Annotated in this window: 13 protein-coding genes; 1 reads left to right on the top strand and 12 read right to left on the bottom strand. The window is 70.5% G+C overall.

Going from position 1 to position 14,168, the window contains the following annotated elements; all coding sequences use genetic code 11:
- Positions 1 to 32: 32 nt before the first annotated feature.
- The 4 genes from CCO03_RS05945 to CCO03_RS05935 all read right to left on the bottom strand — a co-directional run bounded on the left by CCO03_RS05945 (position 33) and on the right by CCO03_RS05935 (position 3,768).
- Entirely contained in the window at positions 33 to 1,040 is a 1,008-nt protein-coding gene (locus CCO03_RS05945; RefSeq protein ID WP_087278534.1) for a fumarylacetoacetate hydrolase family protein, read from the bottom strand.
- A 413-nt stretch (positions 1,041 to 1,453) separates the two neighbouring features.
- A complete protein-coding gene (locus CCO03_RS20585) occupies positions 1,454 to 1,582 on the bottom strand; it encodes a hypothetical protein (RefSeq protein ID WP_257789725.1) in 129 nt (42 codons plus the stop codon).
- Positions 1,583 to 1,615: 33 nt separating this feature from the next.
- Positions 1,616 to 2,803 (bottom strand): acyl-CoA dehydrogenase family protein, encoded by a 1,188-nt coding sequence (locus tag CCO03_RS05940; RefSeq protein ID WP_087278531.1) that lies wholly within the window; start codon positions 2,801 to 2,803, stop codon positions 1,616 to 1,618.
- On the bottom strand, positions 2,800 to 3,768 hold the full coding sequence (locus CCO03_RS05935) for a tripartite tricarboxylate transporter substrate binding protein (protein WP_157667522.1): 969 nt from the start codon (positions 3,766 to 3,768) through the stop codon (positions 2,800 to 2,802). The genes CCO03_RS05940 and CCO03_RS05935 overlap by 4 nt, the downstream gene beginning before the upstream one ends.
- Positions 3,769 to 3,891: 123 nt before the next feature.
- On the opposite strand from CCO03_RS05935, the gene CCO03_RS05930 reads away from it, so the two are divergent.
- Complete coding sequence (locus CCO03_RS05930) at positions 3,892 to 4,653, top strand: GntR family transcriptional regulator (RefSeq protein ID WP_087278525.1); 762 nt, start codon at positions 3,892 to 3,894, stop codon at positions 4,651 to 4,653.
- Positions 4,654 to 4,805: 152 nt separating this feature from the next.
- Here the strand turns inward: CCO03_RS05930 and CCO03_RS05925 are convergent, their stop codons facing one another.
- From CCO03_RS05925 to CCO03_RS05895, 8 genes are read right to left on the bottom strand one after another with little or no spacing between them, the layout of a single operon-like run.
- On the bottom strand, positions 4,806 to 5,780 hold the full coding sequence (locus CCO03_RS05925; protein ID WP_087278522.1) for a Bug family tripartite tricarboxylate transporter substrate binding protein: 975 nt from the start codon (positions 5,778 to 5,780) through the stop codon (positions 4,806 to 4,808).
- A 59-nt stretch (positions 5,781 to 5,839) separates the two neighbouring features.
- A complete protein-coding gene (locus CCO03_RS05920; RefSeq protein ID WP_087278519.1) occupies positions 5,840 to 7,195 on the bottom strand; it encodes an alkyl sulfatase dimerization domain-containing protein in 1,356 nt (451 codons plus the stop codon).
- Positions 7,192 to 7,530, bottom strand: coding sequence for a DUF1214 domain-containing protein (locus CCO03_RS20645; protein WP_335583033.1), 339 nt, complete (start codon positions 7,528 to 7,530; stop codon positions 7,192 to 7,194). Before CCO03_RS20645 ends, CCO03_RS05920 begins: the two co-directional genes overlap by 4 nt.
- Before the next feature lie 20 nt (positions 7,531 to 7,550).
- A complete protein-coding gene (locus CCO03_RS05915; RefSeq protein WP_335583032.1) occupies positions 7,551 to 8,546 on the bottom strand; it encodes a DUF1254 domain-containing protein in 996 nt (331 codons plus the stop codon).
- A complete protein-coding gene (locus CCO03_RS05910; RefSeq protein WP_087278516.1) occupies positions 8,543 to 9,898 on the bottom strand; it encodes a DUF1254 domain-containing protein in 1,356 nt (451 codons plus the stop codon). The genes CCO03_RS05915 and CCO03_RS05910 overlap by 4 nt, the downstream gene beginning before the upstream one ends.
- 14 nt (positions 9,899 to 9,912) lie before the next feature.
- Entirely contained in the window at positions 9,913 to 10,914 is a 1,002-nt protein-coding gene (locus CCO03_RS05905) for a Bug family tripartite tricarboxylate transporter substrate binding protein (RefSeq protein WP_087278514.1), read from the bottom strand.
- A 16-nt stretch (positions 10,915 to 10,930) separates the two neighbouring features.
- Positions 10,931 to 13,036: an acetate--CoA ligase family protein gene (locus tag CCO03_RS05900; RefSeq protein ID WP_087284263.1), complete on the bottom strand. Its 2,106-nt coding sequence runs from the start codon at positions 13,034 to 13,036 to the stop codon at positions 10,931 to 10,933.
- Between the two features lie 9 nt (positions 13,037 to 13,045).
- Positions 13,046 to 14,113, bottom strand: a complete 1,068-nt coding sequence (locus CCO03_RS05895) for a porin (RefSeq protein WP_157667521.1) — start codon at positions 14,111 to 14,113, stop codon at positions 13,046 to 13,048.
- Positions 14,114 to 14,168: the final 55 nt, after the last annotated feature.

Raw genomic sequence — 14,168 nt, 5'->3', positions numbered from 1 at the left:
GGCAACCTGACCATACTGGCCACCACACAGCTTCATGACGCACCGTCCAGCGGCATCAGGGTGTGCTCCAGCGCCCCGAACAGCGATTGGCCATCGCGGCCCTTGGCCTCGACGCGCAGCGTGTCGCCAAAGCACAGGAAACCGGTGCTCACCAGCTGGTCCTGCATCTGCTCCATGGCCTGCCGCTCCAGCGCGCTGCAAAAGCCTTTGGGCCAGCTCAGCCGGCCGGTGTCGCTGGCCACGCCCGCGTTGCTGACGGGCCCGGTGGTCACCACCGTGCCCGTGCGCAGGCGGCGCGTCTTCGCGGCATGGGCCAGCAGGTCGCCAAAGCCGAAGCGCATGTCGCTGGCGGCGTCGCACAGGCCGAACTTGCGCCCGTTCCAGCTGCACTGCAGCGTGGCCTGCACGCGGCCCTGCTGCCAGGCGGGGCCCAGCTCGTCGGGCGTGATGAGCACCGGCGCGCAGGCCGTGGCGACCCGGGCCTGCACGTCGCCCCCGGGCTCGGCCTGCAGGCGACGCAGGGCGAAGGCGTTGGCCAGGCCCAGCAGGCGCACGGCGTCCAGCGCCTGCTCGGGCGAGGCGCCCTGGCGCAGGTCGCCGCACACGGCCCACAGTTCGGCGCCGAAGTCCGGCTCCAGCACCTCGCTGGCGACGTGCACCGTGGCCAGCGGGGGCAGAAAGTCATCCGACGGCACTTGCGCCATGGCGGGCTCGGCGCGCCGCGGCTCGGGCCAGGTCTGCGGCCAGGCCTGGTGCAGCAGCTGCCCATGGCTGGGGTAGGCGCCCCCGCGCAGGCACTGGGTGGCACGCGGCAGCGGCGCCAGGCAACGCTCGGCCTGAAAGGCAAAGGCGTGGCGCAGGCGCCCGGCATTGAGCTCGTCGTAGAGGTCCTGCAGCTGGGGCGCGAGGAAGTTCCAGTCGTCGAACACCGCCAGCAGCCGGCTGGCCGTGCCCGTGGCGTAGTGCGCCTGGCGCAGATCGCGTGAGACGACGACCAACTGGCCGTCGCGCGAGCCATCCTGGTAGGTGGCGAGCTTCATCCAAATGGGAGGGGTATGCGGTGAAAGGTCGCAACCCCTGAGGGGTGCGGCGAAGAAGGCCCGGTATTCTAGGGCGCCGCCTTCGGACGCGGGTGGGCCTGCTGGAATCACCGGCCCGGCCCACGGCCCCGTGATGAGGCCGTGCTGGGGCCCCTGAACTCGCCTGCGCGGGCGGCCGACGCACGGGGATCGCGGCCCGCAGCGCCGCTGCGCAGCAGGCCGGCCAGGCGCAACGCGTGCCGGGACGGCTGCGAGGGCAAGGCCAGGGCGTTCCGCTTGGCGGCAGACCCAGCACCCACGAACGCTCAGACGCCGGCCACCGGGGCCCGCCCCTTGCCAGCCCCCTCGCCGCTTCCCCGGGCCCTCGGCGCTCAGCTCGGGCGAGCCAGCCAGCGCCATCTCCTCGTCGACGCTCATCCGCTCACGGTCCAGCCCTGGCCGCCCCAGGCCACCAGCTGCTCGCGCGCTGGGCCCCACAGGCCAAGGTCGCGCAAGGCCGGGGGCAGGTGCTGCTGCACAAAGCCACGGATCGCGACGCGCAACGCATCGTCCGGGGTGTCCTGGGCATGGGGACGTCAGGGTCTGAGGTCATGGCGGAACGCGCGCTTGGCGATGGCCGAGCGGTGCACTTCCGAGGCGCCGTCGTAAATGCGGAACGGCCGCAGCATGCGCAGGATCATGGACAGCGGCAGATCTTCGGACACGCCCAGCGCGCCGCAGATCTGCACCGCCGAGTCGGCCACCTGGTAGACGGCCTCCGACACGAACACCTTGGCCATGGAGGAGCTGTGGCGAATGGACTCGCCGCGGTCGAGCTGCCGCGCCACCTCGCGCGTCATGACACGCGCGGCAAACAGCTGGATGTGGGCGTCGGCCACCAGGGCCTGCACCATCTGGTGCTCGGCCAGGCGGGCGCCATGCGATTCGCGCTGCTGCACATGGCGCTGCGCCAGGTGCATGGCCCGCGAGGCCAGCCCGATGAAGCGCATGCAGTGGAACAGGCGCGCGCCCTCCAGCCGCAGCTGCGCATGGTCCAGGCCCTTGCCGGCCTCGCCCACCAGGGCGTCGGCACCGACCCGGCAATTCGTCAGGCGGATCTCGGCGTGGCCGCCCATGTCGAAGGGCTCCATGGTGGGCACGTCGCGCACGATCTCGAAGCCCGGCGTGTCGGCATCGACGAGGAACCAGCTCACCCCGTCGTCGGTCCGCGCCACGACGATGGCGAAATCGGCCTGGTGCGCCCCGGTGATGAACCACTTGTGGCCGTTGATGACCCACTGGCCGCCTTCCTGGCGCGCCTCGGTCTTGAGCATGCGCGGGTCAGAGCCCGCGCCGGGCGCCGGCTCGGTCATGGCAAAGCACGACTTGCGCGTGCCCGCTTTCAGGGGATCGAGGTATGCCCGCCTTTGCGATGGCGTGGCCAACACATCCAAGGCATACACATCGGGCTGCGTGGGGGGCGCGCACTGCAGCACGGCCGGCCCCAGAAAGCTGCGCCCGGCCTGCTCCAGGTAGTCGCAGCACGCCTCCCAGCTCAGCCCCAGGCCGCCGTCGGTCACCGCGCGACGCGGCGAACCCAGGCCCAGCGCCAACGCCTGGCCTTGCAGGCGGGCCACCACCGCGGCCTGCGCCGCGTGGTCGTGCGCGAGCTTGAGGTCTTCAGCCGGAATCACCGCCTCGTCGATGAAGCGCTGCAGCGTCTGCAGCAGCTCGGGGGCCAGGTCCTGGCCGCGGGTCAGGGGGTCACGGGACGCCGCGCTCATGACTTCACCTTGCTCGCAAGCTGCTTCCAGCGCACCTCGTCCTGCGCCAGGAAGCGCTTGAACGCCGCTGTGTCCAGGTAAGCCTCTTCGCCGCCGGCCGACACGAAGCGCTCTTTCACGGCGGGCAGCGCGCAGGCGGCTTTCATGGCCGTGGACAGGCGCTCGACCACGGCGGCCGGCGTGCCGGCCGGCGCGTGCAGGCCGTACCACGACAGCGTGGTCACCTCGGGGAAGCCTGCCTCGGCCATCGTGGGCACGTCGGGCAGCTGCAGCGAACGCTGGTGGCTCATGTTGGCCAGGGCCCGCAGCTTGCCGGCCTTGACCTGCGGGATGGCCACCGTGGCCGGCAGGATGGCCATCACCACCAGGCCCTGCAGCAGATCGGGCACGCTGGGCGGCGCGCCCTTGTACAGCACCGCATCCATCTGCACGCCCGCCACCTGCTGGAACAGCAGGGTGGCCATGGACTGCGGCGTGCCCGTGCCCCCGTCGGCGTACTGCAGCGGCTGCTTGGCCGCCTTGGCCACCTGCACAAACTCGCGCACGGTCTTGGCCGGCACGTCGTTGTTGACGACGAAATAGCTGGGCGAATTGGCGAAGCGTGCAATCGGCACAAAGCGCTGCGGGCTCCAGCGCAGCCCGGTTTCCAGCAAGGGGTTGTTGATCAGGAAGCTCGCCGACACCAGCAGCGTGTGGCCATCCGGGGTGGCATTGGCGACGGACTCGGCGGCGATGTTGCCGTTCGCGCCGGGCTTGGCCTCGACCACGAAGGGCTGGCCCAGCATGTCCTGCAAGGTGGTGGTGATGGCGCGGGCGTTGATGTCCACCACCCCGCCGGCCGCATAGGGCACGACCACGCGCACCGGCTTGCTGGGCCAGGCACCCGTGCTGGCCCTGGCCGACTCCATGCCCAGGCCCAAGCCCAGGCCACCCGCGAGCGCACCGAGCGCCTGCCGTCTGTCCATGTTCGTCTCCTTCTGGTTGAGCGGGGCCGCCGCGGCGACCTTCACAACCTATCATGATAGGTACAAGACAGGCAGCACGCAATGCCTGATATAACAGCCGAAATTTCCTGCCGCTTTTCTTCCATGCCACCACGCTCACGCGCTGCCAGCAGCCCGCCTCCCACCCCGCTTGACGGCGACGGCCCCTTGTTCACCCAGCTCAAGGCCAGGCTGCGGCAGGACATCCTCGATCAGCGGCTGCAGCCGGGTCAGAAGCTGCCGTCCGAATCGCAGCTGCAGGCCGGCTACGGCGTCAGCCGCATCACCGTGCGCCAGGCGCTGGCCGACCTGCAGGCCGAAGGGCTGATCGAGACCTTCAATGGCAAGGGCAGCTTTGTGACACGCCCGGGCGGCAACCCCAACCTGGGCATGCTCACGGGCTTTTACGAGCACATGCGCGCGCGCGGCCTGAACGCGCGCGGCGAAATCCTCAGCGTGAAGCAGGTGGCCGCGTCGCCGCAGGCGGCCAAGGCGCTGGGGCTGCCGGCCAAGACGCGCCTGACCCGCATCACCATCGTGCGTTTCGCCAACGACGAACCCGTGGTGGCCGGCCTGTTCGAGCTGCCGCACGCGCTGGCCGAGCAGATGCTGGCGCTGGACATGGAAACCGAGGATGCGATGACGCTGCTGGAGACGCGGCTGGGCCATCGGCTCGACGCCACCCACATCGAGGCCAGCGCCCTGCCCGCCAAGGCCACCGAGGCGAAACTGCTGCAGGTGCCGCAGGGCACGGCCCTGCTCAAGATCACGTTTGTGCCGCACGACATCGACGGCCAGCCGCTGGCCTACTCGGTCATGCATTTCCGCGCCGACCGTTTCACCTACCGGGCGGTGATCCGGCGTTGACGCACTGCCGGCGGTCAGCAGCGCCGGCAGCCGCAGCAGGCGCCATGGGGGCCAGGGGCGCCAAGTCGGCATGATGGTTTCACGCAGTATGGCCAGATTTCCGCTTTCATTGAAACGGTGGCCTGGCCATACTGCCTCCATTGATCACCGCCTCATTGCTTGGGGATGTCGAGGCTGGTGACCAGGTCGCCCCAGGTCTTCAGGTCTTGCTGGATGGTGGCGGCGAACTGCGCCGGCGAGGACGGCGGCAGATCGGCCAGGTTGAGCTCATACAGGCGCTTGCGCACCTCCGGGTCCGCCATCACCTTGTTCATCGCCTGGTTCAGCTGATCGACGATGGGACGCGGTGTTTTCGCGGGTGCCAGGAGTCCATACCAGGCGTAAGCCTTGAAGGGGTAACCCAGCTCATTCAGGCTTTGCACGTCTGGAATCTGTGGGTACCGCTTGTCGCCACTGTGCGCCAACACGCGCAGCCGGCCTGCCTTGATCATGGGCAGGGTGGATGAGGTGTCGGCAAACGCCGCCTGCACCTGGCCACCGACGAGGTCTTGCACGCAGGGCGCACTGCCCTTGTAGGGCACGTGCGTCATCTTCATGCCGGTCTGTTTCATCAGGTTTTCCATGGCCAGGTGTCCGCCCGATCCCGTGCCCCACGAGCAGTAGCTCACCTTGTTCGGATGGGCCTTCACGTAGGCCACGAATTCCTTCACGGTCTTGACCGGCAAGTTGTTGTTGACCAGCAGCAGGTTGCCGCCCTGCCCCAGCTGGACCACGGGCTCGAAGTCTTTCACCGGATCAAACGGCAGCTTCTTGAACAGGAAAGGATTGGCCACCATCGACGCGGCATACGTGAACAGCAGGTGGTAGCCGTCTGGCGCCGCGCGCGCGCCGGCATCCACGCCCACGATGCCATTGGCCCCGGGTTTGTTGTCGATGATCACCGTGGCCTTGAGCTCTTTGCCCAAGGCATCGGCAAAGATGCGGGCGATCGTATCGGTGCCCCCCGCCGCCGCCGTGGGCACGATGAAGGTGATGGGCTTGTCCGGGTAGGCGGCCTGCGCCGCCAGGCCGAGAGCGAGCAGGCTGGTGCCCAGGCTCAGGCGTGTCCACAGGGTGGTTTGGGTCATGACGGTCTCCGTCGTGGTGGTTCGGCAGGCACGGGCACTGAGGCCCGAAACGGTGGTGATCAGCGGATGCCGAAGGCCTGGGCCTGGCCGCCCTCGATGCGGTCGGCGCACACCTGGTAGAGGCTGCGCGAGACGTAGCTGCGCACCTGGCGCGCGCGTTCGCGCAGCCATTGCGCCTTGAGGCGCCGCGCTTCGGCCAGGGCCGAGTCGTCGCCCTGCGCGGTGGCCAGCAGGTCGATGACGTGCAGCGCCAGCTGGTGCTCGCCGCGCTCGGCCAGCGCCTGGGCCTGCGCGATGACGGCGGCCTTGTCGGTGATGGCGGCGGCCTGGGCCTCGGCCACCGCCTGCGGGCTGGCCGGGTGCAGGCTGGTGGGGTTGCGGTCCCACCAGCCGTTCTCCGAGCGGTAGATGTCGCGCACGATGTAGCTGGGGTCGCCGTAGGTGGGCTTCATCCAGTCCACGTCAAACAGCTCGGGCGGGTAGGCCATGCTGGCCAGCACCTCGCGTTCACCCATGCCGTCGTTCATGCGCTGCACCACCTCGGCGCGCAGCCAGCGCAGGGCCTGGGCCGTGTGGCCCAGCACCTGCCGCACCTGTTCAGCGCCGACGATGGGCGGGCCAAACTCGCGCAAGGCCAGCTCGGCGCCCAGGCCAGCCAGGCGCTCCAGCGTGTCGGCCCAGCGCACCGCATCGCGCATCGTGCGAAACGGCGTCCCCACGTTGGGGATGGAGTCGATCAGCGCCGGGCCGCCATACAGCACCTTCTGCTCGGGCAGCCAGACCGCGATGGCGTCGTCCGTCTCGGACGGCGCCCACAGCAGCTCGGCCCGCCGCACGCCCTGCCCCAGGGTCAGGCGGTGCTCGAAGGTCTCGGTCGGCCGCGTGTTGTGCAGGTGGCGGTCGAAGAAGCCGTGCGGCTGGCGGAACTGGATCTCGGCCATGCGCCGTTGCAGCGCGCCGGTTTCGTCGTAGCGCGCATAGCGGCGCGGCACGTTGGCGTGCGCGATGAGGCGCGGCGCGGGCTCGCCGCGCGCCTGGGCGTGCGCGAGCCACTGGGGCACGCCGGCGTTGTAGCCCAGGTGGCCATGGCTGTAGCAGATGGCGTGCACGGGCGCATCGCTGATGTGGCGCACGGCCTCGATCATGCCGGCCGTGACCTTGCCGCCGGGGCCGGCGTCCACGATGACCAGGCCCTCGTCCAGCTCGATGACGAAGGAGTTGCCCTGGCCGCGCAGCACGTGCAGGCCGGTGTCCACCGCTTCGATGCGCGGGCCCTTGCCCACCAGGGGCGAATCCTCGCGCGGCTCGCGCACGGGCGTCTCTTGCAGGGCCGGTTGGGCGGCCGTCGTCGGCGCAGCAGCGTAGGGCGAGCGTTGCGGCGGCTGGCTGGTTGGCGGGTGGCTTGCGGTGGTCATGCCAGGGCCTCGGCGGCTGCGGTGATGCGCTGCACGGCGGGCAGCTGGTAGCGGCCGGTCGTCATCTCGGGCTTGGGCAGGTAGGCCCGCAGGCACAGGTAGAAGTCGCCCGCGGGGGCCGGCAGCCAGTTGGCGCGGGCATGCGGGTCGGTGGGCTCGCGCTGCGCGATGTGGAGGCTGAGGCCGCCGTCCTCGTCTGGCACCAGGCCAGGGGTGCGGTCGCCGATGGCGTAGCGGTCGATGGCGTTGGGCACCAGCATGCAGTCGCGGCTGTCGTACATCGTCAGCGACCAGAAGGCGTGCACCGGCGGCAGCTGGCCGGGCGCGAACCGCAAGCGGTACGCGTGGGCGCCATTCAGCGGCCGCCCCCGCCGTCGCGACGCGACATGGGGTACATGGCTTCGGCGCTCTCCAGCATGCCGATGTACTGCAAGGCCACGCGGGCTCGCAGCAGGTGGTTGCGCCCGAAACTGCCCTGCACCAGCGGCATGGACGACCAGGCCCCGCCCGCGCCATCGGTCGGCGCCGCATTAGCGTCGGCGCTGGCATCGCCGGCTTGGCGCAGCAAGGCCAGGACACGGGGCAGCGCCTCGTCCACCCCCGCGCACTGCGCCGGCGTGGGCGCCGCGCCGGCGGCCACGCCCAGCGCGGCCCAGGGCGCCAGCAGCGCGGCGTCCTCGGGCGGCGGCGGGTTGTCGGCCAGGGCGGCGTTGACCTGTGTCAGCACCTGCTGGCCGGTGGCCGGCGCCTTGGGGTCGATGCCGGGGGTGAAGGGCCGGCGCGCCGGCCGGCCATCGGGCAGCGTCAGCGCAAAGCCGTCCTGCAGCGCATTCACATGGGGTATGTCGTCATTCCCGTTGACATAGATTCGGCCAATGATCCATACCCAATCTGTGGGCGACTGGATGTGCGCGCCGGGCGCGCGGAACTCGGCCGGCACCTCGCCCTGCCAGCCGGGCCCGGTGACGAAGAAGCGCCGAGCCGCGGTGCCGGTCAGCCGCTGCCCGACGTGGGCAAACGGGTTGGTGAAGAAGTCGAGAAAGCCCAGCACGTAGTAGCGCCCCGCGGTGTCGGGCACCTGCAGGACGAGCGGGCCGGCACTCAGGTCCAGCCAGGCGTTGGTGTAGAGCGTGTCGTTGTTGGGCGTGACCACCCGGCTTTCGCCGGCGCGCAGCAATTTGCGCGCGTGGGTGAACACGTTGCACCAGCGCTGGCCTTCGGGCGCGGCCCCGGCGTCGGCCACGCGCAGCGGCGAGGTGGCCGCGCGCATGCGGCGCATTTCATACAGCGGCCACGTGTAGACCAGGGCTTGGTCGATGGCGAGCGGAGCAGTGTTGGCGGGTGAGCTCATGCGGCCTCCACGGGTTCGAGTGCGGGCACCTGCCAGCTGTGCAGGGCTTCGCGCGGGTGGTAGATCCGCACGATCAGGTAAAAGCGCCCCGGGGGCGTGGGCAGCCAGTTGCGGGTGTCGCGCGGCGGCTCGTGGCTGAAGTCGATCTGCAGCGCGCCATCGGGTTCGTAGCGCAGGCCGGGCGTGCGGTCGCCGATCGAATGCCGGCCCAGGCTGTTGCCGTAGAGGAAGCGGTCCTGGGCGTCGTACAGCGTCACCGACCAGAACGCGTCGGCCGGTGGCAGGCCATCGGCGGCAAAGCGCATGCGGTAGCTGCGCGCGCCATCCAGGGGCTGGCGCGCCACGTCGAAGTGGCCGGCGCCATAGATGGCTTCGTCGGTCGCCAGCGCCCCCAGGCCGATGTAGGCCGTGAGCGCGCGCATGAGGTAGTCGCTGCCATAGCGGCCGGCGCGCGACGCCAACGCCCAGGGCCGCGCGCTGCGCGAGCGTGCCGACACGCCGATGAGGTGCAGCGCCTGCGCGAAGCCCTCGGTCAGCCCCCGCCTGACCGGCTCGTCCAGCGCCGCCCAGTCGAAGGCTTCGCCCAGTCGCAGCCCGTTCTGTGACAGCCAGGCCACCATGCCCTGGTCCTGCACGCGGCCCGGCGCATCCTCCAGCGCCAGGGCCAGGTGGCGGTAGAACACCGGCGCCACCGCGGCCGGATCGGCCCCCTGCTCCACGACCTGGGCCATCACGTCCACCGGCGGGCCGGACCACTGCGCCACCGCCTGCGGTGCGCGGCGCGAAGCCGCCCCGCGCAGGCCCTCCAGCCGGATCTCGGCCTGCAGCGCTTGGGCCGCCGGCCAGTCGGCCTCGTCGCCGGCGACGATGCGGCCGATGAGCCACACCAGGTGCGTCGGGCAGGCGATGACGCGCTGGCCGGCGACATCGCCCGCGTGCTCGCCCAGGCCATCGGGGCCGACGAGCACCACGGTTTCTCCGGCCGCGGCGCTGTTGCGCGGCCCCACGTTGTCGAAGTTCTCGGTGTAGGCGTCGTACAGCGCCAGCACGAAGTAGCGGCCCGCGTGCCGCTGCGCCGACGGCACCGTCAGGCGCACCGGACCGTCGGCCAGGTTGATCCAGGCCGTGGTGTAAAGCAGGTCGTTGGCCGGCGTCACCACGTCGCGGTCTCGGTCGGTGGACGGGTGACGGATGTGGTGCACGGTGTTGATGGGCGCGCGCAGCGCCTCGCCCTGCGTCTGCAGGCAGCAGGTGCGCATGGACTCGATCAAGGGGTATCCATACACAGTCGCTGAAACGCCAACGGCGCGGGCCAGATCCTGGCGGGCAAGGTCCATGGGGGAAACGGTCATGTCGGGTCTCGGTGTCAATCCAGGGTCACGCCGGTGTCGCGCACCAGCTTCATCGAAATGGGCAAGAAGGCCGCATAGGCCGCAGCCGCCTGCTGGGGGCTGTTGCCCACGGGCTCGGCGCCCAGCGCTTCGATGCGCTGCGCCACCGCTGGCGTGGCCACGATGGCCTGCACCTCTTGGCCCAGGCGTTCCACGATGGCATCCGGGGTTTTGGTCGGCAGCATCAGCGACAGCGGCCCCACCGAGGCATAGACCTCGTCGGTGAAGCCCTGCTCGGCAAAGGTCGGCACCTGGGGCAAGCCCTTGGCCCGCGTGCGGCCCACCACGGCCAGCGCACGCAGCTTGCCGGCCGCGATGTGCGGTGCCAGCGTGGTGACGGAGCCCACCGTCATCTGCACCGTGCCGCCCACCAGGTCAGCCGCCATGGGGCCTTCGCCCTTGTAGGCCACGTGCATGGTCTCCAGGCCGTATTGCTTGCCCATGAAGACCTGAATCTGGTGCGGCTGCGTGCCCGCCCCCCAGGAGCCCATGGCGAAGGTGCCCGGCGCCGCCTTGATCAGCGCGATCAGGCTGGCGAAGTCCTTGGCCGGCACCTTGGGGTTCACGGCCAGCACCGTGCGCGCGGTGCACAGGTCGGACAGCATGCGCAAGTCCTTGCGCGGGTCGTACGGCAGCTTGCTGTAGAGCACGAGGTTGGCCGCGATGGGCGCCGGCGTGGTCAGCAGCAGCGTGTGGCCGTCGGGGTCGGACTTGGCCACATGGTCGGTGCCGATGATGCCGCCCGCGCCGGGCCGGTTTTCGACGATCACCGGCTGGCCCAGGCGCTTAGACAGCGGCTCGGCCACGATGCGCGCCAGCGTGTCGGTCATGCCGCCGGCCTGGTACTGCACGATGATGCGCAAGGGCCGCTGCGGGAAGCGGGCGCTTGCCGAGGGGTCGGCCGCCGCACGGGCCCAGGGCGCGCCCAAGGCGCCGCATGCGGGCACCACGGCCCCGAACTGTCTGCGATTCAACATGGCAATGTCTCCAGGTTCATGTCAGGGTCAACAGCGCGTCGACGGCCACACAGCCGCCCGCCGCCCTGGGCCGCGCGATCAAGGGGTTCACCTCCACCGCCGACAGGCGATCGCCGGCCGCCAGCGCCAGGTCGGCCAGGGCCAGCAGGGCATCGACCAGCCCGTCGTCGTCCACGGGCGGTCGGCCCCGCGCGCCCGCCAGGATGGGCCAGCCCTTGAGCTCGCGCACCATGGCGTGCACCTCGGCCCGCGTGGTGGGCAACAGGCGCAGCGCCACGTCCTGCAGCGTTTCGACGTGCACGCCACCCATGCCCACCATGAGCACCGGCCCGAACACGGGATCGCGGTGCACGCCGGCAATGCACTCGACGCCGCCGGTCACGCACGGGGCCACCAGCACGCCGTCGCAGCGCGCCTGCGGCGCGGCCTGCTGCACCGCCGCCATCACCTGGCGGTAGGCCTGTTCCGCGCGGTCCGGCGTGACCCGCAGGACCACGCCGCCCACATCGGACTTGTGCGGCAAGTCGGCGCTGACGACCTTGAGCACGGCGTCCTGGCCCTGCTCGGCCAGCGCGCGAACGGCGTTGGTGGCCTCAGCGGCGGACCGCACCACCACCGCGTCCACCACCGGCACGCCCGCCTGGCGCAGCACAGCCAGGGCCTCGGGCTCGGCCACGGGACCGGCCGGCAAGGCCACGGCCCGCCCCACGCGGGCAGGTTGTGGCACACCAGGCTCCTTGCTCGCCCCCGCGTGCATCAAAGCCGCCAAGGCGCGAATGCCTTCGCACGGGTCGTCGAAGCTCAGGCAGTTGAGCTGGGCCAGTTCCTCGCGCTTGTCGTCGCTCAGCAAGGTGCTGATGGCCAATACCGTCTCGGGATACGCCGCGCGCAGGCTGACCACCAGCGACTTGAGCACGGGCCAGAAGCCATCGGACGCCCCCGCGGCAGCGAAAAACCCCATCCAGCAGGCCAGGGGTTGGTCAGCCAGCATCCGGTGGGCGGCCCGCTCGATCAGCGAAGGGTCGTTGGTCACCTGGCCGGTGATGTCCACCGGGTTGCGCGGCGCCGCAAACGGCACCCATTCGCGGATGGTCTGCTGCGCGGCGGGCGACAGCTCGGGCACCGTCAGGCCCTGCTGCGCCGCCTCGTCGGCCATCAGCGCGCCCACGCCACCCGACACGGTGAACAGCCCGATGGACTGGCCCTGGGGTCGGCCCGCCACGCTGGCCACGTACGCCAGGTCGAAAAACTCGGTGAGGTTGCGCGCCCGCATCACGCCGTACTGACGGAACAGGGCGTCGTAGACCCGGTCATCGCCCGCGATGGCAGCCGTGTGGGACGCCGCGGCCTGCGCGCCCAGTGCCGTGGTGCCGACCTTGACCATGACCACCGGCTTGCCGGCCTGCTGCGCCGTGGCCAGGGCCTGGCGCAGGCGCTCGCCGTCGCGGCAGCCCTCCATGTAGGCCATGATGACGTCGGTGCCGGGGTCCTGCGCCAGCCACTGCAGGCAGTCGGCCACCTGCACGTCGGCCTCGTTGCCCGTGGTGGCCCAGATCGACAGCCCCACCCGGCGCTCGCGCGCCATCGAGTACGCGTAGGCCCCGAAGGCCCCCGACTGGCTGACCAAACCGATGCGCCCCGCCTGGGCCCGGCCCACGCCGGGCGCCGGCGAGAACGTGGCGTACACGTTCTCGTGGAGGTTCATGACGCCCAGGCAGTTGGGTCCGATGAGGCGGATGCCGGCCTCGCGGGCCTGCGCGGCCACACGCGCCTGCGCGGCGGCGCCCTGCTCACCCGTCTCGGCAAAGCCGGACGAGAACATCACCGCGGCCTTGACACCGGCTTCGGCCGCATCGGTGAGCGCCTGCGGCACCTGAGGGGCCGGCAGCGACAGGATGGCCAGGTCCACCGGCCGGCCAATCTCGGCCAGGCTGGGAAACGCCTGGAGGCCCTGCACCTCGTCGGTCGTGGGGTTGACCGGGTAGAGGTCACCGCCATAGCCGAAGCGCTGCAAGTAATCGACGGGGATGCCCCCGATCTTGCGGGCGTTGGACGAGGCGCCCACCACGGCGATGGCGCGTGGCGAGAACAAGGCGCCCAGCGAAGCAACGGAGTCGAGCATGCCCACCCCTCAGAACATGTGGCGGATGCCCAGACCCACCAAGCGCACGTTGTCGCCGCTGTTGGGCGTGACCACGGCACCGCCCAGGGTGGCCGAGGCATTGGCCGCGTTCGACAGGTACAGCAGGCGCCCGTAGAGGGCCGTGCGCTTGCTCAGGTTGTGGTCGAAGCCCAGCGCCAGCACGTTCTGCGACCGCGCACTGCCGTTCACTTTGCGCCGAACGGCCTCGGCCATCACGGTCAAGGTGGGCGAGTAGGCGTACGACGCCGACAGGCTGAACAGCTGGCCCGTGGGCACACCATCGAGGTTGCTGGTCTTGCGGATGTAGTTGCCCGACACCCGCAGCTGGGTCCACTGGTAGGCGGCGCTCAGCGTCTGGTAGGTCGAGCGGCCCAGCGGCCCGGTGATGGCGGCCTCGGCCCCCTCATTGAAACGCTGGAAGGCGTAACCCAGGAACAATCCGCCCTGGGTCCAGCCCACATTCCCGCCCATGAAGGCGCTGCGCTTGACGGTGTTGCTGGTGGTGTCACCCGGCGCATAGGCCAGGCTGGCCGCCACCGGCCAGCTGGCGGGCAGGTGGTAGCGGAACATGTTGCTCGACCGGGCGGCGAAGGCGCGCAAACCGGGCTGCGCATCGGTGCCCGACACCGCGTTGAGCGGTGAGAACACGGCGTTCATGCCGAAGGGGTCGGTCCTGAACAGCGTGAAGAACATGGGCGTGTACATGCGCCCCATCTCCAGCTTGCCCCAGTGGCCTTCGGCGCTGAGGTAGGACTGGCGCGTCCAGGCCATGCCCGGTCCTGGGATGGTGCCCTGCCCGTTCTGCACGAACAGGCCCGACTCCAGCACGAAGCCCACCTTGTTGCCGCCACCGAGGTCTTCGGTGCCGCGAAAGCCGATGCGCGAGGCCGCGTTGCCGCCGTCTCCCATGGCGGTGACGCTTTTGTCCCCCACACGGACGTTGCCCACGTAAGCGTCCACCACGCCGTAGAGGGTGACGCTGCTCTGCGCCCATGCCGCGCCACATGCCATGCCCGAAACCGCCAGCGTGGCGGCTGCCCAGATGCCTGTCTTCATGCCGTTTGTCTCCAAGAGGATGCGCTGATCGTGGTTCAACCTGTCATGTCAGCTT

Source organism: Comamonas serinivorans (assembly GCF_002158865.1).
Taxonomy (GTDB): domain Bacteria; phylum Pseudomonadota; class Gammaproteobacteria; order Burkholderiales; family Burkholderiaceae_C; genus Comamonas_E; species Comamonas_E serinivorans.
The sequence above is the reverse complement of the archived record's forward strand: the minus strand, read 5'-3'. Positions and strand labels throughout refer to the sequence as shown.

Bases quoted from the DNA above. Each gene is read 5' to 3' on its own strand.
- CCO03_RS05945 (WP_087278534.1), bottom strand. From the start codon at position 1,040: ATGAAGCTCGCCACCTACCAGGATGGCTCGCGCGACGGCCAGTTGGTC.
- CCO03_RS05940 (WP_087278531.1), bottom strand. From the start codon at position 2,803: ATGAGCGCGGCGTCCCGTGACCCCCTGACCCGCGGCCAGGACCTGGCC.
- CCO03_RS05935 (WP_157667522.1), bottom strand. From the start codon at position 3,768: ATGGACAGACGGCAGGCGCTCGGTGCGCTCGCGGGTGGCCTGGGCTTG.
- CCO03_RS05930 (WP_087278525.1), top strand. From the start codon at position 3,892: ATGCCACCACGCTCACGCGCTGCCAGCAGCCCGCCTCCCACCCCGCTT.
- CCO03_RS05925 (WP_087278522.1), bottom strand. From the start codon at position 5,780: ATGACCCAAACCACCCTGTGGACACGCCTGAGCCTGGGCACCAGCCTG.
- CCO03_RS05920 (WP_087278519.1), bottom strand. From the start codon at position 7,195: ATGACCACCGCAAGCCACCCGCCAACCAGCCAGCCGCCGCAACGCTCG.
- CCO03_RS05915 (WP_335583032.1), bottom strand. From the start codon at position 8,546: ATGAGCTCACCCGCCAACACTGCTCCGCTCGCCATCGACCAAGCCCTG.
- CCO03_RS05910 (WP_087278516.1), bottom strand. From the start codon at position 9,898: ATGACCGTTTCCCCCATGGACCTTGCCCGCCAGGATCTGGCCCGCGCC.
- CCO03_RS05905 (WP_087278514.1), bottom strand. From the start codon at position 10,914: ATGTTGAATCGCAGACAGTTCGGGGCCGTGGTGCCCGCATGCGGCGCC.
- CCO03_RS05900 (WP_087284263.1), bottom strand. From the start codon at position 13,036: ATGCTCGACTCCGTTGCTTCGCTGGGCGCCTTGTTCTCGCCACGCGCC.
- CCO03_RS05895 (WP_157667521.1), bottom strand. From the start codon at position 14,113: ATGAAGACAGGCATCTGGGCAGCCGCCACGCTGGCGGTTTCGGGCATG.